Below are 20,927 nucleotides of genomic sequence, written 5' to 3' on the forward strand. Positions count from 1 at the left end.
AGCGCATCATGCGGGAGTCGAATCGCGGACTGATGGTCGGTGTCGCCGCACTGACGGTCGTGCTGATCCTGATCGGCGGCATCATATTGTTCCGCGGCAGCGGCGGCTCGGAGACGACGCTGTCCGTGGCGTCGATCCCGAACGATCTGACCCTCACCTTGGACGGCCACGAGATCCCGGCGAACGGCGAGGTCAAGATCAAGGAAGGCACGCACACCCTGGTGGGCTCGCGGCGCGGCTTCCAGAGCTACACCAAGACGTTCACCTCCGGCAGCGACCCGCTGAGCTACAAGATGTATCTGTACGCCAACAGCGCCGAGGGCCGGGAGTGGACCAAGAACAACCCCGAGCAGGAAGCAGAGCTGGAGGAGCAGGCCAGCAGGCGCTACGACGAGATCCAGAGCCGGCTGAAGGCCAAGTACCCGATCCTCGCGCAGCTCCCGTACATCGGCCCCGGCTTCCAGGCGACGTACACCCGCTCCAAGTCCGACCCCAACAACCCCGAGGCGATCTCGATCGTCATCGAGACCTGGACCCCCGAGGCCAAAACCAAGGCCCTCCAATGGATCAAGGGCTACGGCTGGGACCCCAACACCCTCGACATCGTCTGGAAGGCCGACAAGTAACCCAGCCCGACTCAGGCGGGGAGGATGAGTTCGCCGCCTGGGCTGGTGATGGGGGTCAGCGGGAAGTCGAGCGGGTTGGTGAGGCAGCGGGCCGAGCCGCCGCCCTTGTGGAACTCGGACAGGTCCAGGACGACGACGCGCAACCCGAGCCCGGTGAAGATCTCGTGCAGCCGCGGTGAGCAGGCCGGCATGATGATCGTCTCGCCGACCACGATCGAGTTCCCGCTGAACGCGAACGCCTCCTCGTCGGTGAGCACGATCGGGTCCGGGACGATCCCGGACAGCTCGGCCTGACTCGCGGCGTCGAACGCCGGCGGGTAGACCATCGCGTGGGTGCTGTCGACCGGGCAGAACGGCAGGTCGAGGTGGTACATCCCCTCATGCGCGATCCGCAGCCCGCGCACCCGGATGTTCCACTCGGTCGCGAGCTGCTTGAGCGCCTCGACCTCGGTCCGCGGCCCGCACCCGACGACCAGGCTGTCGCCGAACACGAACGCGTCGCCGGACTCGAAGTGCGCCCCGACGCCCTCACCGCCGGTCCGCTCGAGCCGGAAGCCGTTCCTGGTGAACCAGTCGGCCGCGCTCAGCGACTCCTTCCGGCGCGGCTCGAACCGCATGTGCGAGAGCATCGCGCGCCCGTCCGCGGTGGCCAGCCCGAGGTTCATCGCGTACACCATGTCCGGCGAGTCCTCGCGCTGGTCGAGCACCTCGACCGTGCCGCCGGCGTCCACGATCGCCTGGCGCAGCGACTCCCACTGCTTGAGCGCCAGCGCCGGGTCCGGCTGGTCGTGGGTGGACATGTACGGGTTGATCACGTAGTCGATCCGGAAGTGGTCCGGCCGAACCATCAGATACCGACGACCCCACTCCAGCGGCTGTCCCATGAACACCCTCCCATGACCGTTGAGACCTGATCGCCAGATCCCCTGATTGTCCGACAATCAGTCAGTTTGAGGCTCGGTGTACCCGGAGTCAAACCCTCGCGGCAGGTCACTCGGGACAGGGTGGTTCTGGGAATCGGTAAGGACTAACCTGCGAGCATGACCCCTGACAACGAGGTTCGCTTTCGCGCCTGTCTGGACGATGTCGCGGCTTACAAGCCGGGCCGTCCGCCGGAGCGCTCCGACGGCCGCCCGACGTACAAGCTGTCCAGCAACGAGAACCCGTACCCGCCGCTGCCCGGGGTGCTCGCCGCCGCGACCGAGGCCGCTGCGCACATGAACCGGTACCCGGACATGGGCGCGGTCGAGCTGCTCGAGGCGCTGTCCGCCCGGTTCGGCGTGCCGGTGAGCGATCTCGCGGTCGGGACCGGTTCGGTCGCGCTGCTGTACCACCTGCTGCAGGCGACGGTCGCCGACGGTGACGAGGTGATCTACGCCTGGCGCTCGTTCGAGGCGTACCCGATCGCGGTGCAGCTGACCGGCGCGACGTCGGTCAAGGTCCCGCTGACCGCCGAGGCCCGCCACGACTTCAAGGCGATGGAGGCGGCGATCACCGACCGTACCAAGGTCGTGCTGGTCTGTACGCCGAACAACCCGACCGGCCCGGTGGTACGCCGCGACGAGCTGGTCGCGTTCCTCGACGCCGTACCGTCGAACGTGCTGGTCGTGATCGACGAGGCGTACCGCGAATTCGTCCGGGAGACCGACGTCGTAGACGGTGTCGAGCTGTACCGCGACCGGCCGAACGTGCTCGTCCTGCGGACGTTCTCGAAGGCCTACGGGCTGGCCGGGTTCCGGGTCGGATACGCGATCGGTCACCCGGACGTCGTCGCCGCGATCCGGAAGTGCGCGCTGCCGTTCGGCGTCAGCTACGTGGCCCAGGCGGCCGCGATCGCGTCCCTCGGTGTCGAGGACGAGTTGCTGGAGCGCGTCGACGCCCTGGTCGAGGAGCGGCAGCGGGTCATGGCCGCGCTCCGGGCCGCCGGCTGGGACGTGCCGGAGTCGGAGACGAACTTCGTCTGGCTCGACCTGGGCGAGGACACGGTCAGGTTCGCCGAGGCGGTCCAGGCCGAAGGGGTCTCGGTCCGCCCGTTCCCCGGCGAAGGCGTCCGCGTCACTATCGGCGAACGCGAGGCCAACGATCTGTTCCTGCAGGTCGCCCGCGCCTGGCGCCAGTGACCGTTGAGTAGTCTCGTCTGGATTTCCGGGGCCTCTGCCGGGATCGGTGCCGCGCTGGTTGCTGCGGTGCCTTTCCCGGACGCCCGGATCATCGACATCTCCCGTGGCGGGGGCGCGGCCGAACACTTCAAGGCCGACCTCGCGGATCCCGCGGACTGGTCGCGGGTCGCGGCGCAGTTCGCCGACGAGTTGGCGGCGTACGACGGTGAGCGCGTGGTCTTCATCCACAACGCCGGCACGATCACGCCCATCGGCCCGGCGGCCGAGGCGGATCCGGACGCCTACAACCGGGCCGTCCTGCTGAACTCGGCCGCGCCGCAGGTCCTCGGCGCCGCGTTCCTCCGCGCGTCGGCGCACCTCACCTGCGAGCGGCACCTGGTCATGCTCTCCTCCGGCGCCGCGACAACGGCGTACGCCGGTTGGTCGTCGTACAACGCAGGCAAAGCAGCAGTGGAGCACTGGGTCCGGACCGTCGGCCAGGAACAACCCGCCGACGGCGGCCGTGTCATCGCCGTGGCGCCAGGCGTTGTCGACACCGCCATGCAGTCCGAGATCCGCGCGACCGACGAGACCGTCTTCCCGGCCGTGAGCCGCTTCCTCGAGCTCGAACGCACCGGCGCCCTGACCACGCCCGAGGCGGCGGCCACCGGCATCTGGTCCCTGCTCACCCGGGATCTCCCCAACGGCTCCTGCGTCGACCTCCGCACACTCTGAGCCCGGCCGGACACGAAGAAGCGGCGCCGGGAGGAGTGAGGCTTGCTCCCGGCGCCGCGGTGTTGCTCCGAATCAGTCACCCCACCGAGGTGGCTCTTTCGGGTCCTGCATCACTGACCAGGGAGGGTCAGTTGTTCTGCTCGTTGCTCTGCTCGCAGGTCTTCAGCGAGTCGACGGAGTTGCCGTCGTTGTCCAGACCCAGGATGCCGACCGGGTTCGTCAGCGGCACGTTGCCACCGATGCCCGAGCCCGAGATCTCGTTGTGGCAGACCTGCCACGGACCGACCTTGTTGTCGGACACGGACACGACGCCGTTGCCGTCAGCCTTGTACCACTTGCGGTTCTGCTCGTTGTCCTGCTCGCAGGTCTTGACGGCGGTCACGCTGTTGCCGTCGTTGCCCCAGCCGATGATGCCGGTGATGTCCTCGGCCGGCACGTTGCCGCCGATGCCGGTGGCGGAGCCGAAGTTGTGGCAGGCCTGGAACGCACCGAGGTCGTTGCGGTCGATGGCGACCAGCGAGCCGTCCTTGTGCATGCCCCACCAGCGAGCGTGGCCCTCGTCGTAGCCCTTGCTGGCCGAGGAGACCGCGTCGGCCAGGCCCGTGACCTGAGCCTTCTGCTGCGCGTCGTCGAGAACGTTGGCGCTCACGACGGTGGCCAGGCCGAGGGTGGCAACGGTCGCCACTGCCGCGGCGGCGACGATCTTACGAGTTACCTGCATTATGCCAGGTTTCCTTTCGGGTTTTGACGGATTCGTCTTAGTGGTAACGACACCTGGCACCCCTGGTTACAAACTTTTTTGTCAACTATTCCGGCGGCGCCGGAGTGCATAGCCGCGCGGTGATGACTTCCCTGACGGAACAACGAAACCCGCCGCTGACCAGGCAACTTGCTGGTAATGAAGCGGTCGGGAGAGTGAGTGGAAGTTGAGATGAAAAGACCCGTAACCGCGATCCGGGTGCGTCGTTGAGTCAGCGCGGGTGACGGACGCCCGGTGAATCGGAGAGATTGTTTCGGTGGGCTCGGTGGCTGCCGAATTGGCAATAGCACGATTCGTCGGAATATGTTGGAAGCATTGCCGGAGTATCGCGCCGTGTTTTTTCGGGGCAGGGCGCGACCGGCGGCCAGACCCGCTGCCGCGCGCATCGGCAGCGGTGGGAGACCCGGGTCCCTTGGGCCCGGGTCTTTCCTTTGCCGGGTTACCGGCGCCGGCGCTCCGCGGTGACGACGAGTGCGACGCCGACGATGATCACCGCGCCGCCGAGCAGGATCTGCCAGGTCAGGCTCTCGCTCAGGATGAGCCAGCCGAGGAACACCGCGACCGCCGGGTTCACGTACGCATAGGTGCCGACCAGCGAGATCGGCGCGTTCGCCAGCAGATACGAGTACGCCGTGTACGCGAGCAGCGACCCGAACACCACCAGGTACGCGAGCGCGATCCACCCGCTCCCGTGGATCCGGTCGAGGTGCAGCCGCCCCGGCTCGCCGCGCAGTGCGGCGAGCAGCACCATCGCCGTACCGCCGAAGACCATCTCGTAGAGCGCTGTCACCAGCGGGTCCCGCGGCAGCCCGAGCCGCGGCGCGTACCGCGAGCCGATCGCCCAGCAGATCGTGCCGCCGACCAGGATCGCCACCGAGAGCGGCTTCGCGCTCGTGTTGCCACCTGACAACGCGAGCAGGGCCGCCCCGCCGAACCCGATCAGTACGCCGACCCACGTCATCGCCCGCGGGCGCTCACCGCTGCCGACCCGCAGCAGCATCAACCACAGCGGGATCGCTGCGACCAGCAACGCCGCGAGCCCGGACGGCACCGTCTGTTCCGCGACTGCGACGGCACCGTTGCCCAGGGCAAGCAGGAGGATACCGACCGTGGCCGCGCCGACGGCCTCCCGGCGGGTGATCCGCAGCCGCTGCCAGCCGGACTTCAGGGCCAGCCCTGTCGCCAGCAGCACTGCCGCGGTCAGGAACCGGGCGGCCATCCCGAGCATCGGCGGAATCTCGGCCTCGACCACCACGCGGATCGCCAGGTACGTCGAGCCCCAGACGACGTAGACGACCGCGAGCGCGGTCCAGATCATCGCGCCCGAGGCCGTCCGGGAACCGGTCTCGGCCACTCTGGCCGGAGCGGATGTGGCCATCGTGCGACTCCTCGAAATGTCAGGGGCGTTCTACAATAACGATGCTTACGCTACGACCGGGGTGCGACGCCCGCAAGGTGATATCCGGCCAGTGGCCAGCGGGATCCCGCCACGCCGCGGAGGCCCGCAACCAAGTTGTGACACTTCTCGTCGAGATGCCCGATCGCTGTCATATGAGCGGGCCGACCGGACCAGTGGATGGACTGGTGTCTCACCGCGAGACCGATTTCGGTACCGCCGTACCTGCCGGAGTCCAGACAGTTAGCGGATCAGGCACCTGGTCGGTACGGTGTCCGGCAAGATGGGAGTGAGACCAGTGAGGAGGTCCACTGCCAGCAGTGCATCAACCCTGGATCCACGCGGACCTGCCTGCGAAAGCCGCACCCGGCAGAGCGGGGGGACCCCGTGCAACGTTGCGGTCGCGGCGATCCCGCGCTCGAACCCGAGGAGTGCATGTGAGTGAGTCTGTGCCGGGCCCTGCCCCGGAAGTGTTCGCGCCCCACGAGGCGCCGGTCAGTCCGCCCCAGGCCTCCGAAGAGGTCGAGTTCGTCCAGCTCCTGACGCCCGAAGGTGAGCGCGTCGAGCACCCGGACTACTCGTTCGACCTGGACGACGAGGCGATCGAGGGCTTCTACCGGGACATGGTCCTGGTCCGCCGGATCGACGCCGAGGCGACCGCCCTGCAACGCCAGGGTGAGCTCGGGCTGTGGGCGTCGCTGCTCGGCCAGGAGGCCGCCCAGATCGGCTCCGGCCGGGCGCTGAACAAGAAGGACATGGTCTTCCCGACGTACCGCGAGCACGGCGTCGCGTTCTGTCAGGGCGTCAATCCGCTGAACCTGCTCGGCCTGTTCCGCGGCGTCGACCAGGGCGCGTGGGACCCCAAGGACAACAACTTCCACCTGTACACGATCGTGATCGGCGCGCAGACCCTGCACGCGACCGGGTACGCGATGGGCCAGCAGCGCGACCACGCGGTCGGCGACCCGGACTCCGGCGAGGCCACGATCGCGTACTTCGGCGACGGCGCCAGCAGCCAGGGCGACGTGAACGAGGCCTTCATCTGGTCCTCGGTGTTCAACGCGCCGGTGGTGTTCTTCTGCCAGAACAACCAGTGGGCGATCTCGGAGCCGATCGACCGGCAGACCCGGATCCCGCTGTACCAGCGCGCCGCCGGCTTCGGCTTCCCCGGCGTCCGGGTCGACGGCAATGACGTGCTCGCGACGTACGCCGTCACGCAGCAGGCCCTGAAGCGCGCCCGCGAGGGCAGCGGGCCGTCGCTGATCGAGGCGTACACGTACCGGATGGGGGCGCACACCACCTCCGACGACCCGACGAAGTACCGGCTGAACGAGGACCTCGAGCACTGGAAGCTCAAGGACCCGATCGAGCGCGTGCACGCGTACCTGACCCGGCACGCCGGGATCGGCAACGACTTCTTCGACGACGTCGACGCCGAGGCGGACAAGGTCGCCGCCGAACTGCGGGCCGGCTGCCTCGCGCTGCCCGACCCGGTGCTCACCGACTTCTTCCAGAACGTCTACGTCGACGAGACGCCGCAACTGGCCGAGCAGCGGGAGCAGTTCGCCGCGTACGCCGCTTCGTTCGAAGGCGAGGGCTGAGCGATGACCAAGATCACTCTCGGCAAGGCCATCAACGCCGGGCTCCGGGCCTCGATGGAAAAAGACGCCAAGGTCGTCGTGATGGGCGAGGACATCGGCAAGCTCGGCGGCGTGTTCCGGGTCACCGAAGGGCTGCAGAAGGACTTCGGCGAGGACCGGGTGATCGACACCCCGCTGGCCGAGTCCGGCATCATCGGCACCGCGGTCGGCCTGGCGCTGCGTGGCTACCGGCCGGTCTGCGAGATCCAGTTCGACGGGTTCGTGTTCCCGGCGTACGACCAGATCATCAACCAGGTCGCCAAGATGCACTACCGGTCGATGGGCAAGATCAGGATGCCGGTCGTCATCCGGATCCCGTACGGCGGTGGCATCGGCGCGGTCGAGCACCACTCGGAGTCGCCGGAGACGCTGTTCGCGCACGTACCGGGGCTCAAGGTGATCTCCTGCGGCGACCCGGTCGACGCGTACTGGATGATCCAGCAGGCGATCGAGTCCGACGACCCGGTGGTGTTCTTCGAGCCGAAGCGCCGCTACCACGAGAAGGCCGAGCTGGACGAGTCCGTGCCGCCGGCGCTGCCGCTGCACAAGGCCAAGGTGGTCCGCGAGGGCACCGACGCGACGCTGCTCTGCTACGGGCCGATGGTGAAGACCTGCCTGCAGGCGGCCGAGGCCGCGGTCGAGGACGGCCGCAACCTGGAGGTCATCGACCTGCGGACGATCGCGCCGTTCGACCTGGCGACGATCTTCGCATCGGTTCGCAAGACTCGTCGTGCGGTCGTGGTGCACGAGGCGCCGTACTCGTTCGGGCCGGGGTCGGAGATCGCGGCGCGGGTGACCGAGGAGTGCTTCTACCATCTCGAGGCGCCGGTGCTCCGGGTGACCGGGTACGACACACCGTACCCGCCGTCGCGGATGGAGGACGACTACCTGCCGGACCTCGACCGGGTGCTGGACGGCGTCGACCGGGTGATGGGGTACTGATGGGCGTCCAGCAGTTCCGTCTCCCCGATGTCGGTGAAGGACTCGTCGAGGCCGAGATCGTCAGCTGGAAGGTCAAGCCCGGCGACACGGTCAAGCTCAACGACACCATCGTCGAGATCGAGACCGCGAAGTCGCTGGTCGAGCTGCCGGTCCCGTTCGCGGGCGTCGTGACCGAGCTCCTCGTACCGGAAGGCGAAACGGTCCCGGTCGGTACGCCGATCATCTCCGTGCAGACCGACTCCGCCGAAGCCGCCGAGGCCCTCGCCGACGACATGGTCCCGTCGGTCCCGGAACCGGAGGAATCCGGCGGCCGTACGGCGGTCCTGGTCGGCTACGGGCCCAAGACCACCGAAGCCAAACGCCGAGCCCGCAAACCCGCGGCCTCGGCCGGCTCGGCTCCGGCCGCGGGCGGGACGACCGCAGCTGCGACAGCACCCGCCGCGCACGCCGGTACCGCCGTCCCCGCGCCGCAGGCGCCGGCCGCCCAGCCGGCACCTGCTGCCGCGGCGGTGCCGTCCACGGCCTCCCCCGCCTCGACGCCGCAGGCGCTGGTTGCCGAGGGCAACGGGTCTGTGCATGTGCTGGCGAAGCCGCCGGTGCGGAAGCTCGCCAAGGACCTGGGGATCGACCTGGCCGCGGTTGCCCCGACCGGGCCGGGTGGTGTGATCACCCGCGCGGACGTGGAGGCCTACGCCGCGGCTCCGGTCGACGCGCCGGCTGCTGCGACGTACGAACCGGTGGTCAGCGGGCGCGAGGACACGCGCGTACCGGTGAAGGGCGTGCAGAAGGTGATGGCGCAGGCGATGGTCGCCAGCGCGTTCACCGCGCCGCACGTGACCGAGTGGATCACCGTCGACGTGAGCGCCACCATGGAGCTGGTCGAGCGGCTGAAGTCGGACCGGGCGTTCAAAGATCTGCGCGTCTCGCCGTTGCTGATCGTCGCGAAGGCCGTCACGCTGGCGGCCCGCCGTACGCCGATCGTCAACGCGGCCTGGGACGAGCAGGCCCAGGAGATCGTCTACAAGGGCGCGGTCAACCTCGGTATCGCCGCCGCCACCCCACGCGGCCTGATCGTCCCGAACATCAAGGGCGCCGACGCGCTCACCCTGCCGGACCTGTGCCGGGCGCTGAACGACCTGGTCGCGACCGCCCGCGAGGGCAAGACCCAACCGGCCGACCAGGCCGGCGGCTCGTTCACGATCACCAACGTCGGCGTGTTCGGGGTCGACGCCGGGACGCCGATCATCAACCCGGGCGAGGCCGCGATCCTCGCCTTCGGCGCGGTCCGCAAGCAGCCGTGGGTGGTGGACGACGAGATCGTCCCGCGCTGGATCACCACGCTCGCGCTGTCGTTCGACCACCGCCTGATCGACGGCGAGAAGGGCTCCACCTTCCTCGCCGACGTGGCCGGCATCCTCGAGGATCCGGCCCGCGCACTGATGTTCTGACCCCGACCGGCGAAGCTGGGGAGGATCTTCTGCCCGAACAGGGACGGGATCCTCCCCAGGCCGGCGGCGCCGCGTTCAGCGGGCGTGTGCGCGGGCGGAGAAGTCCTGCCAGTCCGACCACGTCTTCAGCCGGTCGGCGTACGCCTGCTCGATCATCGGGTAGAAGCCCTGCCCGAAGAGCACCCGCAGCGGCGGGTTGTCGGCGTCGACGAGCTCGAGCAGTGCCTGAGCCGCCGCGGCCGGATCCCCGGCCGGCTGCTTCCCCACGAGCTGACCGAGACGCCGACGGAGCCCGTCGTACGCCGGGTTGGGCTCGGCCACATGTCCGTTGTCGAGCGGGTTCGGGTTCTTGCCGTCGCGGGTCGCGTACCCGGCCGGCTCGATGACGGTGACCTTCACACCGAAGTCCGCGACCTCGCCCGCGAGGGCTTCGTTGAGTCCCTCCAGCCCCCACTTGGACGCGTGGTACGCGCCGCCGAGCGGCATCGCGACGATCCCGGCCGCCGAGGACAACTGGACGATGTGGCCCGCACCCTGAGCGCGGAGGTGCGGCAGCACGGCCTGAACGACCCAGACCGCACCGAACAGGTTGGTCTCCAGTTGGTCGCGGAGATCCTGCTCGGTCAGCTCCTCGATCGCGCCGATCTGTGCGTACCCGGCGTTGTTCACGACGACATCGATCCGCCCGAAGTGTTCGACGGCCCGCCGAACGCCGTCGAACACTGCATCCCTGTCGGTCACGTCCAACTCCAGCGGGAGCACGGCGTCGCCGAAAGCGGCGACCAGGTTCTCGAGATCTTCGACGTTCCGGGCTGTCGCGGCCACCTTGTCGCCCCGGGACAGCGCAGCCTCCACGAAGTTGCGCCCCAAGCCACGCGACGAACCGGTGACGAACCAAACCTTGCTCATGATGTCCTTCCGTTCTCTCGATCCTTCCTTCGACCATGAGGTGCCGGCCACACGATCCCTGTGACAGCCGACGGACGTGACGCCGGGCACAGGGGACGCGGGACCAGGACTGTTGACCTCAAGCGCTTGAAGTGTGTGAGCGTGGACGGCATGACGAGTTTCACCATTCAGGAGGTCGCGCGCCGGAGCGGGTTGAGCGAGCCGACGCTGCGGTACTACGAGGACGTCGGGCTGGTCGGCCCGATCGGCCGGGACCAGAGCAGCGGGCATCGGCGCTACCGCAGTACGGACGTCGACACGCTCGAAGCACTGGCCTGTCTCCGCGCGGCCGGCGTCAGCATCGAGGACATGCGGACGTATCTCGCCAACCGCTCGCGGGGACGGGAGGCCGCGGCCGAGCAGCGCGACCTGCTGCTGCGGCACGCGGAACGGATCGAGGCCGAGATCGCGGCCCAGCGCGTCCGGCTCGCGTACCTGCGCGGGAAGGCCGAGCTCTGGGACGCCCGCGATCGCGGCGACGAAACAGCTGAGGCCGAGGCGATCCGCCGGCTCGTGCCCGTGGTGGGTGAGCTGCGATGATCCTGGTCACCGGCGGTTCCGGCTACTTGGCGACCCATCTGATCGCGCGGCTCCTGCGTGACGGGCACTCGGTCCGTACGACGGTGCGCTCGGCCGCACGCGGCGCCGCGGTTCGCGCCGCCGTACGCCGTGGTGGTGCCGACGACGCGCGCCTCGAGTTCGTCGAGGCGGACCTGATGTCGGACGACGGGTGGAAGGCCGCGGTCGACGGCTGTGCGGAGATCCACCACGTCGCTTCCCCGATTCCCATCGAGCAACCCGACGATCCGGACGAGCTGATCGTCCCGGCGCGTGAGGGGACGCTGCGAGTCCTGCGGGCGGCGCGGGACGCCGGTGCGCGGCGCGTCGTACTGACGTCGTCGTTCGCCGCGGTCGGGTACACGCCGAAGCCCGGGGCCGAGTTCACCGAGGCGGACTGGACGGATCCCGACACGCCGGGGCTCGCGCCGTACCCGCGCTCGAAGGCGATCGCCGAGCGCGCCGCGTGGGACCTGATGCGTGACAGCTCCACCGAACTGGTCGTCGTCAACCCGACCGGCATCTTCGGACCGACGCTCACCGCCGACCTGCGCTCGTCGACCCAGCTGATCAAGATGATGCTCGACGGGTCACTGGACGTCGTCCCGCGCGCCCGCTTCGGCGTGGTCGACGTCCGCGACGTCGCCGACCTGCACGTCCGCGCGATGGCCGCCCCCGACGCCGCACGTAACCGCTACCTCGCCGTCGCCAACGGTCCGACGGTCAGCTTCCTCGAGATCGCCCAGATGCTGCACCGCCGCCTCGGCGTCGCGACTCCTGTGGAAGAAGCGCCAGGACCGGAGCTGCCGCGCCCGATCATCCACAACGACCGCGCCCGCGCCCTCGGCTGGCAGCCCCGCGACGTCGAAACCACCATCATCGAAACCGCCGAGAGCCTGCGCGACCTCGGGCTGTGGTCACCAGACGTCCTCTGAACGCCAACGCCGGCCGGCCATCGACGGGCGGCCGCGGCGACCGGCCACCATCGAGTGGAACGTTGCCCGCCAGCGTCCGGGCGGCTGCCGAAGAGTACGCAGTATCTCGTCGGCAAGCCGCTCCGGCTCCTTGATCGGGAAACGGAGGAAGACCTGGAACTTCTCGACTTCGACGACCAGCGACACCAGGAACTGCCGCGGGTCGCGGTGGTCCTGCGCGGCCCAGTTGAGCCTCAAGCCCGCAGCTGCCAGAAGCTCGCGGTCGGCGGACTCGAGCACCAGCCGCACCACCGTGTCCGCCGGCCGCTGCCAACCACGGTCGGCGCCGATCCGCTCGACCTCCGCGTCGTACGCCGCGGCTTCGAAGGAGACTCCATGGCCGAGCGGTACGTCCACCGACCAGTCCCAATGGACGACGCCGTCGTCGCGGACGATCCGGGCCTCGGTCGAGCCGCAGCCCGTTTCGCCGCAGGAACACCGGGCAACGATCACGCGCTGCGGCTCGGTGGTCGCCACGAGCCGATTGGCGGGGACGAACAGATCGAACGGGTGCATTCCCATGCCGGCGCCGGCCTGGGTGATCTCCAGCTCGTTGACGTGGATCAGCACCTCGAAGCCTTCGTCGCCTGACGTGATGTCCAGGCGGAGGCGGTCGGTGGGCAAGCGTGCGTACGACGTACCGCTGACGCGTTGACCAGGTGCGGTCGGGTCAGGACGTGGAATGGCGAGCTGCTCCAAGGCGTCGAGGAGCAGGCGGCGGATCGGCCCGGACCGGGCGGAGCGGGGCTCGCCCGCGAGCTCGCGCAGGGCAGGGGAGTCGAGGCCGTCCACGAGAGCCTGGGTCGCAGCCTCGATCGGACGGTCCGTGTCGGCCCAGTGTGGATCCACGGAGCAGCGCGCTGCAGCGTCGTACAGGCGATGCCTGGCTGAGGTCTCCACGTGACCATCATCGCGGTAATCCAGCTGACCACCCCGAACGCACGGTGAGAGGGTGTGGGGGTGGTGGTGATCCTGGTGGTGCTCGGGGCGGCCGTTCTGCATGCGACGTGGAACGCGATGGCTCACGGGGCGCCGGATCGGGTGGCCGGGCTGGCGCTGTTCGAGCTTGCGGCCGGGGTGATCGGTCTCGTCGCGGTGCTGGTGATGGGATTGCCACCGGCCGGGACTTGGGGATACATCATCGCGTCAGCCCTGCTGCACGTCGCTTATCTGGGTGGGCTGCTGGCGTCTTACCAGCTGGGGCAGTTCAGCCAGATGTACCCGCTCGCCCGCGGTACGTCGCCGTGGGTCGTGGCCGTGGTGTCGATCGTCGTACTGCACCAAACGCTGGCTGTGCTGGAGCTGGCCGGTGTCCTTCTTGTCTCGGCCGGTCTGATCGCGCTCGTCTTCATCGGGCGCCCGGGACGTGGTCAGGCCCCGGCGTTGTTCGCGGCGATCGGCACGGGGCTGATGATCGCGTCGTACACGGTCGTCGACGGGGTCGCCGTCCACAAGATGCCTGTCGCGACCTACATGGGCTGGGTCTTCATGCTGCAAGGCTTCGCCATCCCGCTCGCGGTCCTGGCCTGGCGCGGCCCGCGCACCTTCGACCTACCCCGCCCCGCGATCCTCTCCGGCCTAGCGGGCGGCGTCGTCTCGATGGCCGCCTACGGCCTCGTCCTCTGGGCCCAAACCCGCGGCACCCTAGCCGCCATCGCCGCCCTCCGCGAAACCAGCATCATCTTCGGCGCCATCATCGGCGCCATCTTCTTCCACGAACGCTTCGGCCCCAAACGAGCCGCCGCCGCAGCCGTAGTAGTGGCCGGCATCATCCTGATCACCGCCGGCTGACGTGGCTGCGGTGGCCCCGCGCCCTCACCTCGAAGACCACCGGCTCGAACGGCCGCCGAGTCGTGGAATGTGGTTGTGAATCACCGCCTCGATCCACGACTCGGCGATGGCCATCGGAGCCAATCGCCACGACTCGGCGGGTCCGCGATCGGACGAGCGGGTTCAGCGATGCGCCGGACCCGCTTGTTGTGCAGGGCTGATGGCCGGGCGAAGGCGAAGCAGTCCCGGGGGCAGCGTGTCGGCCCATTCGGCCATCTCGGCGGTGACCCGGAACGGTTCGACCATCACGAAGGGCTGAGCTTGTGCGTCGGCGCCGGTGCCGAAGGACTCCAGACGCCACGCCTGCCAATGGGCATGCAGTACGTCGTAGAGCTCGTCGATCTGCGCGCGGGTGAACCGGCTCGGCACCACGCAGAGCTGATCAGGCAACTTCGGCGACAACCGCCGGATCACCTGATCGACGTCGCCGGCCGCGACGACCAGGACTTCGTGGTCCGGGGACGGACGGAAGATCACCTGGTCGACGATCGCCCCGGACGTTCGCAGGTCGCCGAGATCGAAGTCCAGTTCGAAGGTCACGACGTCGCGACGCCAGCCACCGCGGGGCGGCGGGCAGGGTGGATCCGTCCACTGCGCAAGCGGCTCCGGAGGAGGGATCTCCGTCGTCTGTGTCTCGACCTCGATGATCTGGTCGCGCCATATCCCGACCACCAGGACGTAGCCCGGGACCCGGTTCGGTGGAACGTCACTGAAGGCTGCATCGACGTCGACCCCTATCAGCCGGATCGAACGATCAGACTTCCAGTCAGGCGGTCTGAAGGTCAGATCATGGACGCGAGCCACGTCCAGCCAATCACCATCAGCACGCACCACGATCCGCCCCCAGGTCCGGACTCGATCGCCGACCGCGAACACCAAATCCCTGGCTGCCATGACTACATGGTCCGTCGGCGCACCGATTGGTGCTGGCCGACGCGAACGCCGTCGCGCCGGTGCCGGACCACGAGACAGTGATCGAGATTCCGGCAGACATCCTGAAGATGTACGCGCTTCGATACATCGAAGAGCAGGGCCACTGACCAGCGAGCCGGCGATTCGAGCACCACCCGCACGATCTCGCCGCCACTTTGCGGACTACGAGAAGAGAGCCCGGGACCGTGCCGTGGGCGATCAGTTGGTAGTCGCTCGCGAGCGCCAGCGAGCAGAAGGCGGGCGGCAGCCCGCAGCGCGCCGGCGGTAGCGGCAGCAGATGCTCCGGCGCCAAGCCGGGGGTGGGCGGGAGCGGCGCGTAGCACGGCGACGAAGGAGTCGTGCGTAGTCGGCGCGTGGGGCTGATTCCACGTGCGAGATAAGTGTGAACGGGGGTCCCGGGCGGGGGACCCCCGCTCGGATCAGGGGGTTACGGCGTCTAGGGCGTCGGTGATGCCTTCGCCGTAGAAGGCGTTGTTGGTGGTGGTGCCGGTGCAGCGGGGGTCGGGGGTGGTGGGGCAGGCGGTGTCGTCGGCCTCCTGGTGGAGGGCGCGTTCGATGTCACGCGGGCCCCACCACGGGTGGGTGGACTTCATCAGGGCCGCTACGCCGGTGACGTGCGGCGAGGCCATCGACGTACCGCTGGCGAGGCCGTAGCGGTTGCCGGGGAGGGTGGAGAGGATCGAGCTGCCGGGGGCGGCGACGTCGATCTTGTTCAGGCCGAAGTTGGAGAAGCTGCTCTTCGCGCGGGCCTGGGTGGTGCTGGCGACGGTGATGACGCCGGGCAGCTCGGTCGGCATGTCGAGGCAGTCGTTGTTGATCGTCCGCGTGACGGGGGTCGTGTCGTTCGGGCTGTTGCTGTCCGTGGTCTTGTTGGACAGGTCGTAGTTCGAGTTGCCGGCGGCCGCGACCGAGAGCGTGCCTTCGTCGCTCGCCCACGCGTACGCGCGCCGGACGGCTTCCTGTACGGCGCCCTGGTCGCCGTTGTCCTTGCACCAGAACTCGAACGGGTCGATGAAGTAGCTGTGGTTCGTCACGGCCATGTTGTGCTGCGCGGCCCACACGATCCCGCAGATCGAGTACTCCGGGTAGATGAAGCCGTCGTCGTTCACGACCTTGACGGACGCGATCCGTACGCCGGGCGCGACGCCGACGATGCCGACGCCGTTACGGGCCGCCGCGACCGTGCCGGCGACGTGGGTGCCGTGCGAGCTGGTCGTCGGCCGCCAGGCGCCTGTGGTGGTGTCCGGTACGCCGTTGTTCACGCAGTTGACCGAGTCGGCGGCGTCGAAGTTCGGCGCGAGGTCGGGGTGGGTGTCGTCGACGCCGCTGTCGTTGATGCCGACCAGGACGCTCCGGGAGCCGTCGGTGACCGCGTGCGCCTGGTCCGCCTTGATCTGGACCATGTCCCACTGCTCGCCCTCGCGCGGGTCGAGGACGGGGGTCGCCTCGGCGTCGTCGATGCCGTTCAGCCCGCCGGGGCCTTCGCTGACCGCGGCGGTCCGGGTGGCGCCGACGGACTGCACCTCGCGCCCGTTGTGCGTCGCGCGGATGTCGGTCCGGAAGTTGGGGTTGGTCGACTGCGCGACGACCACACCGAATTGCCGGTACGACGTGAGCACGGTGCCGCCGGCGTCCTTGACCGCGTCTTCGGCCTTGCGGACGTGACCCGGCGTGGCCTTCGTGTTGACCACGTAATTCATCAGCGGACCGGCGGCGTCGGGCGTGGCGGCGCTGGCTTCGGTCGCGGCGGCGAGGGACACGCACGCCAGCGCGGCGGCGGACAGGCCGGCCGCCAGCCGGCGGGGACGGGACGTTCGGGACAAGGTGCCTCCTCAGGGCAGCGCCCAGGCGGACGGGCCCAGGCCGGTAACCCGAGACTCTAGGACGAATCGCCGACCGGCGGAGTCGTTCATCCACAACGCTAGGGAAACCCTGCATGACGCTCCGTTGCCCACATCCTGTGGATCTGCCTGTGGATAACTCGTGGACAAGCTGGGGAATATCGGCCGCCCGCGGTGGATTACCTGTGTGTGTAAGATAGATACAACACAGATACGAGTCGTATGGGTGGGAGTTCAGTGGCAAGCGGGGAGCCGGTGCAGGCGCCGGACGCGTTGGTGTTGGGTGACGAGACCGCGGAGATCGCCCGCGTGGTCGTCGAGGCGGCGCCGGGGGTGGAGAAGATCCCCGCGGCCGAGCGCGTGTATGCGTACGTGAAGGCCGCGATCCTGGACCGGGCGTATCCCGGGGGCGAGCTGCTCACCGAGGGTGAGCTCGCGACGGCGGTCGGCGTCTCCCGTACGCCGGTGCGCGAGGCGCTGCTGCGCCTGGAGGAGTCCGGCCTCGTCAAGCTGTACCCGAAGAAGGGCGCGCTGGTCCTCCCGGTGCTGCCGCAGGAGATCGAGGACGTCCTCGAGGCCCGCGAGCTGATCGAGACGCACGCCGCCGCCAAGGTCTGGCCGCGCCGCAAGCAGCTGATCGAGACCCTGACGCAGCGCGTCGACGAGATGCGCGCTTGCCGCAAGACCGGGGACGCGAAGAGCTTCCTGGAGGCGGACCGCGCGTTCCACGAGGCCATTGTCGGTGCCGCCGGCAACCAGATCCTCGCCAAGCTCTACAACAGCCTGCGGGACCGGCAGGTCCGGATGGGCGTGCCCGGTATCGAGGTGCAGCCGGCCCGGATGGACAAGTCGATCACCGCGCACCAGGAGATGATCGACGCGCTCGGCGGCAACAGCGTCAAACGCTTCCGCGAGCTCGTCGTCGCTCACATCGCCGAAGCCGCGACAGATCTGCGGGGCACTCGGTGACCGAACTTCTCTTCCCCCTGGGCGGACGGCGAGCCTGGGCGGTGTGGGCCACTGCTGTCCTGACGTACCTCGTGACGGTGCTGCACCGCGGCTCGATGAGCGTCGCCGGGCTGCAGGCCGCCGAGCGCTTCGACATCTCCGCATCCGCCCTGGCCAGCTTCACGGTCGTCCAGCTCACGGTGTACGCCGCGATGCAGGTGCCGGTCGGCGTGCTGCTCGATCGGTACGGCTCCAAGCGCCTGCTGATCGCTGCGTCCGGTCTGCTCTTCGTAGCGCAGTCAGCCTTCAGCCTGGTCGATTCGTACCCCGCCGCGCTCGCCGCACGCGCCGTACTGGGTGTCGGTGACGCACTGGTCTTCATCAGCGTGCTGCGTGTGGTCATGTCGTGGTTCCCCGCGCTACGCCAGCCGGTGATGTCACAGGCGACCGGAATGCTCGGTGGTCTCGGAGCGATCATGTCGACCGTGCCGATGGCTGCTGCCTTCCACGCCTTCGGCTGGACGCCGACATTCGCTGCTGCGAGCCTGCTGAGCGTGGTGACCGGACTGCTCGTCCTGTTCCTCGTGAAGAACACCCCGTACGACGAGCCGCTCCGCCGCGCCAAGCAGCCGCTGCACGAGGTGAAGCGCAACCTGCGCCGCGCCTGGAAGGAGCCGGGCACGCGGCTCGGCCTGTGGACGCACTTCACCACCAGCTTCTCCGGCAGCACGTTCGGCCTGCTCTGGGGCTTCCCGTTCCTGGTGCAGGGTCAAGGACTCGCTCCGACGACCGCTGCGGCCATGCTGATCATCCCGGTGCTGGCCGGCCTCTGCTACGGACCCCTGGTCGGGCGGTACGCCGCCAAGTTCCCGTTCTACCGGTCGTGGATCGTGCTGGCGGTGATCGCCGGCTCCGTGGTCATGTGGACCGTCGTACTGCTCTGGCCGGGGCGTGCTCCGCTGCCCGTGCTCCTGCTGCTGATCGTCGTACAGGCTGCCGGTGGACCGGGCTCGATGCTCGGCCTGGACTACGCCCGGACCTTCAACCCGACGACACGGTTCGGCGCGGCCAACGGGATGGTCAACACCGGCGGCTTCATCGCCACGCTGATCTGCATCGGTATGGTCGGCGTCCTGCTCGACGCATCGTCCGGTGGCGCCCCGCAGTCGATCGACGACTTCAAGTTCGCGCTCGCGTTCCAGTATGTGCTGTGGGCGATCGGCACCCGGCAGATCCTCAAGTACCGGCGGAAGGCCCGCGGTCACCTGGCGCGCTACAACCCGGAGGCGTACCAGGCCCTCCTCGCCAACCAGATCGTCCCGCTGAAAGGCTGAGACAGCGGCCTGACAGCGGAGTGCCAGGCCGGTGCCAGAGCACCGCGGCACGGTAATCCCAGTGAAGTGAGTCAACTGGGAGGAACCGATGACCACAACGAACCAGGTCGCCATCGAGGCGGTCGGCTTGGTCAAGAAATATGGCTCTACGACCGCGCTTGCCGGCGTCGACCTGAGCGTGCCGACCGGCACCGTTCTCGGGGTCCTCGGCCCGAACGGCGCCGGCAAGACGACCGCGGTCCGCATCCTCGGCACCCTGCTCCGGCCGGACGGCGGTCACGCCACGGTCGGCGGGTACGACGTCGTCCGGGAGGCCGGCAAGGTCCGCAGCATCATCGGCCTGACCGGGCAGTACGCCTCGGTCGACGAGGACATGTCCGGCCGCCGGAACCTGATCATGATCGGCCGGCTGCTCGGGTACTCGCGGCCGCAGGCCCGCGCCAAGGCGGACGAGCTGCTGGAGCGGTTCGAGCTGACCGAGGCCGGTGACCGGATCGCGAAGACGTACTCCGGCGGTATGCGCCGCCGGCTCGACCTGGCCGCGAGCCTGGTCGGCAACCCGAGCATCCTGTACCTGGACGAGCCCACGACCGGTCTGGACCCGCACGCCCGCAACGGCGTCTGGGAGACGGTCCGCAACCTGGTGCTCGACGGGACCACGGTCCTGCTCACCACGCAGTACCTGGAAGAGGCCGATGCGCTGGCCGACTCGATCGTGGTGTTCGACAAGGGCGCCGTGGTCGCGAACGGGCGGCCGGCCGAGCTGAAGGCGCAGGCGGGCAAACAGTCGCTGGACGTCCGTCCGGCGGAGCCCGCGCACCTCGAGCGGGTCGCGGCCATTGTCGCCGAGTCGGTCGGTACCCGGCCGTCCGTGGACGTCGTCAACACGCTGGTGAGCGTGCCGGTGACGGACGGCTCGTCGATGCCCGTCGTCGTACGGCGGCTGGACGAGGCGGGGATCGCGGTGACCGAACTGTCGCTGCGGCTGCCCAGCCTGGACGAGGTGTTCCTGGCGCTGACCGGTCACACCGCCGAAGAGCAGAAGATCCTGGAAGGAGTGGGCCGATGACCGCCGCGACACTCGAGCCGGCGCACGTCGCCAGGCGCGCCAATCCGCTGGCGTGGGTGCAGCAGAGCCTGACGCTGGCCTGGCGGAACGTCGTACGGATCCGGCAGAACCCGGAAGCGCTGGCGGACGTGACGTTCCAGCCGATCATCTTCCTGGTGCTGTTCTTGTTCGTGTTCGGCGGGGCGATCGCGCAGGGCGCCGGCTGGCGTGACTACCTGCCGTTCCTGCTGCCCGGTCTGCTGGTGCAGACGGTCGTGTTCTCCACGATGGGCACCGGGGTGGCGCTGAACGACGACTTCGCGAAGGGCGTGTTCGACCGGTTCCGGTCGCTGCCGATCGCCCGCGTGGCGCCGCTGGTCGGCGCGGTGCTCGGCGACGCGGTCCGGTACACGTTGTCGATCGTGATCCTGATGGGGACCGGGTTCGCGCTCGGCTTCCGGTTCCAGAACGGCGTCGGGTACGGCGTCCTCGCGCTGGTGGTCGTCCTGGCGTTCGCGCTGTCGATGTGCTGGATCTGGGTCTGGCTCGGGCTCTCGCTGAAGACCGCCCAGGGTGTGCAGGGTGTCGCGTTCCTGGTGATGTTCCCGCTCACCTTCGGCAGCAATGTGTTCGTCCAGACCGACACGCTGCCCGGCTTCCTGCAGGCGTTCGTGAAGGTCAACCCGGTCAAGTACCTGGTCGACACGATGCGTGGCCTGATGCTCGGCGGCCCGATCGAGAAGCCGCTGCTGATCACGCTGGCCTGGATGGTCGGCCTGGTCGCGGTCTTCGCCCCGCTGGCGATCCGCGCCTACCGCCGCCGTACCTGATAGCAGCGAATCTGTCGGTGGTGAGCGTCAGAGTGGT

At 68.9% G+C, this 20,927-nt stretch carries 20 protein-coding genes; 13 read left to right on the plus strand and 7 right to left on the minus strand.

Translation table 11 applies throughout. The features are described from left to right. Nucleotides 1-8: 8 nt before the first annotated feature. Complete coding sequence (locus ACWEOO_RS24070) at nucleotides 9-626, plus strand: PEGA domain-containing protein (RefSeq protein WP_452144905.1); 618 nt, start codon at nucleotides 9-11, stop codon at nucleotides 624-626. Between the two features lie 11 nt (nucleotides 627-637). Here the strand turns inward: ACWEOO_RS24070 and ACWEOO_RS24075 are convergent, their stop codons facing one another. Then, nucleotides 638-1,510: a dimethylarginine dimethylaminohydrolase family protein gene (locus tag ACWEOO_RS24075; RefSeq protein ID WP_452144906.1), complete on the minus strand. Its 873-nt coding sequence runs from the start codon at nucleotides 1,508-1,510 to the stop codon at nucleotides 638-640. A 156-nt stretch (nucleotides 1,511-1,666) separates the two neighbouring features. Here ACWEOO_RS24075 and hisC point away from each other — a divergent pair, with 156 nt between their 5' ends. Beyond that, entirely contained in the window at nucleotides 1,667-2,746 is a 1,080-nt protein-coding gene (hisC, locus tag ACWEOO_RS24080; RefSeq protein ID WP_359935815.1) for a histidinol-phosphate transaminase, read from the plus strand. 3 nt (nucleotides 2,747-2,749) lie between these two features. Further along, nucleotides 2,750-3,460, plus strand: a complete 711-nt coding sequence (locus ACWEOO_RS24085) for an SDR family NAD(P)-dependent oxidoreductase (RefSeq protein ID WP_452144907.1) — start codon at nucleotides 2,750-2,752, stop codon at nucleotides 3,458-3,460. A gap of 127 nt (nucleotides 3,461-3,587) precedes the next feature. Here ACWEOO_RS24085 and ACWEOO_RS24090 read toward each other — a convergent pair whose 3' ends face one another. Both ACWEOO_RS24090 and ACWEOO_RS24095 read right to left on the minus strand, forming a co-directional pair. After that, nucleotides 3,588-4,181, minus strand: coding sequence for a hypothetical protein (locus tag ACWEOO_RS24090; RefSeq protein ID WP_359935811.1), 594 nt, complete (start codon nucleotides 4,179-4,181; stop codon nucleotides 3,588-3,590). Between the two features lie 478 nt (nucleotides 4,182-4,659). Next, the gene (locus tag ACWEOO_RS24095; protein ID WP_452144908.1) at nucleotides 4,660-5,598 is read right to left on the minus strand and encodes an EamA family transporter; all 939 of its coding nucleotides are present in this window, start codon (nucleotides 5,596-5,598) and stop codon (nucleotides 4,660-4,662) included. 455 nt (nucleotides 5,599-6,053) lie between these two features. Here ACWEOO_RS24095 and pdhA point away from each other — a divergent pair, with 455 nt between their 5' ends. Genes pdhA through ACWEOO_RS24110 form a run of 3 tightly spaced genes read left to right on the plus strand, consistent with a single transcriptional unit; the run spans nucleotide 6,054 to nucleotide 9,646 of the window. Further along, nucleotides 6,054-7,217: a pyruvate dehydrogenase (acetyl-transferring) E1 component subunit alpha gene (gene pdhA, locus ACWEOO_RS24100; protein ID WP_452144909.1), complete on the plus strand. Its 1,164-nt coding sequence runs from the start codon at nucleotides 6,054-6,056 to the stop codon at nucleotides 7,215-7,217. A 3-nt stretch (nucleotides 7,218-7,220) separates the two neighbouring features. Continuing rightward, nucleotides 7,221-8,198 (plus strand): alpha-ketoacid dehydrogenase subunit beta, encoded by a 978-nt coding sequence (locus ACWEOO_RS24105; protein WP_363706196.1) that lies wholly within the window; start codon nucleotides 7,221-7,223, stop codon nucleotides 8,196-8,198. Then, complete coding sequence (locus ACWEOO_RS24110; RefSeq protein WP_452144910.1) at nucleotides 8,198-9,646, plus strand: dihydrolipoamide acetyltransferase family protein; 1,449 nt, start codon at nucleotides 8,198-8,200, stop codon at nucleotides 9,644-9,646. The genes ACWEOO_RS24105 and ACWEOO_RS24110 overlap by 1 nt, the downstream gene beginning before the upstream one ends. A 75-nt stretch (nucleotides 9,647-9,721) precedes the next feature. Here the strand turns inward: ACWEOO_RS24110 and ACWEOO_RS24115 are convergent, their stop codons facing one another. Continuing rightward, the gene (locus ACWEOO_RS24115; RefSeq protein ID WP_452144911.1) at nucleotides 9,722-10,555 is read right to left on the minus strand and encodes an SDR family NAD(P)-dependent oxidoreductase; all 834 of its coding nucleotides are present in this window, start codon (nucleotides 10,553-10,555) and stop codon (nucleotides 9,722-9,724) included. Nucleotides 10,556-10,705: 150 nt separating this feature from the next. Between ACWEOO_RS24115 and ACWEOO_RS24120 the strand changes: the two genes are divergently transcribed. After that, entirely contained in the window at nucleotides 10,706-11,134 is a 429-nt protein-coding gene (locus ACWEOO_RS24120) for a MerR family transcriptional regulator (RefSeq protein ID WP_452144912.1), read from the plus strand. Further along, complete coding sequence (locus ACWEOO_RS24125; RefSeq protein WP_452144913.1) at nucleotides 11,131-12,087, plus strand: NAD-dependent epimerase/dehydratase family protein; 957 nt, start codon at nucleotides 11,131-11,133, stop codon at nucleotides 12,085-12,087. Before ACWEOO_RS24120 ends, ACWEOO_RS24125 begins: the two co-directional genes overlap by 4 nt. Here the strand turns inward: ACWEOO_RS24125 and ACWEOO_RS24130 are convergent. Then, complete coding sequence (locus ACWEOO_RS24130; RefSeq protein WP_452144914.1) at nucleotides 12,070-13,026, minus strand: hypothetical protein; 957 nt, start codon at nucleotides 13,024-13,026, stop codon at nucleotides 12,070-12,072. The genes ACWEOO_RS24125 and ACWEOO_RS24130 overlap by 18 nt on opposite strands. 54 nt (nucleotides 13,027-13,080) lie before the next feature. Between ACWEOO_RS24130 and ACWEOO_RS24135 the strand changes: the two genes are divergently transcribed. Continuing rightward, on the plus strand, nucleotides 13,081-13,917 hold the full coding sequence (locus ACWEOO_RS24135) for an EamA family transporter (protein WP_452144915.1): 837 nt from the start codon (nucleotides 13,081-13,083) through the stop codon (nucleotides 13,915-13,917). 162 nt (nucleotides 13,918-14,079) lie between these two features. On the opposite strand, the gene ACWEOO_RS24140 is transcribed toward ACWEOO_RS24135, so the two are convergent. Together ACWEOO_RS24140 and ACWEOO_RS24145 are read right to left on the minus strand one after the other, a co-directional pair. Further along, a complete protein-coding gene (locus ACWEOO_RS24140) occupies nucleotides 14,080-14,850 on the minus strand; it encodes a hypothetical protein (RefSeq protein WP_452144916.1) in 771 nt (256 codons plus the stop codon). Nucleotides 14,851-15,308: 458 nt separating this feature from the next. Next, nucleotides 15,309-16,712, minus strand: coding sequence for a S8 family peptidase (locus ACWEOO_RS24145; RefSeq protein ID WP_452144917.1), 1,404 nt, complete (start codon nucleotides 16,710-16,712; stop codon nucleotides 15,309-15,311). Between the two features lie 255 nt (nucleotides 16,713-16,967). Here ACWEOO_RS24145 and ACWEOO_RS24150 point away from each other — a divergent pair, with 255 nt between their 5' ends. The 4 genes from ACWEOO_RS24150 to ACWEOO_RS24165 all read left to right on the plus strand — a co-directional run bounded on the left by ACWEOO_RS24150 (nucleotide 16,968) and on the right by ACWEOO_RS24165 (nucleotide 20,890). Further along, complete coding sequence (locus tag ACWEOO_RS24150; protein ID WP_359935786.1) at nucleotides 16,968-17,699, plus strand: GntR family transcriptional regulator; 732 nt, start codon at nucleotides 16,968-16,970, stop codon at nucleotides 17,697-17,699. Further along, on the plus strand, nucleotides 17,696-19,012 hold the full coding sequence (locus ACWEOO_RS24155) for an MFS transporter (RefSeq protein WP_355694128.1): 1,317 nt from the start codon (nucleotides 17,696-17,698) through the stop codon (nucleotides 19,010-19,012). The genes ACWEOO_RS24150 and ACWEOO_RS24155 overlap by 4 nt, the downstream gene beginning before the upstream one ends. 88 nt (nucleotides 19,013-19,100) lie before the next feature. Next, a complete protein-coding gene (locus ACWEOO_RS24160; protein WP_452144918.1) occupies nucleotides 19,101-20,081 on the plus strand; it encodes an ATP-binding cassette domain-containing protein in 981 nt (326 codons plus the stop codon). Then, nucleotides 20,078-20,890: an ABC transporter permease gene (locus tag ACWEOO_RS24165; protein WP_452144919.1), complete on the plus strand. Its 813-nt coding sequence runs from the start codon at nucleotides 20,078-20,080 to the stop codon at nucleotides 20,888-20,890. The genes ACWEOO_RS24160 and ACWEOO_RS24165 overlap by 4 nt, the downstream gene beginning before the upstream one ends. The last annotated feature ends 37 nt before the right edge of the window (nucleotides 20,891-20,927 follow it).

The sequence above is a fragment of the Kribbella sp. NPDC004138 genome (assembly GCF_053603655.1).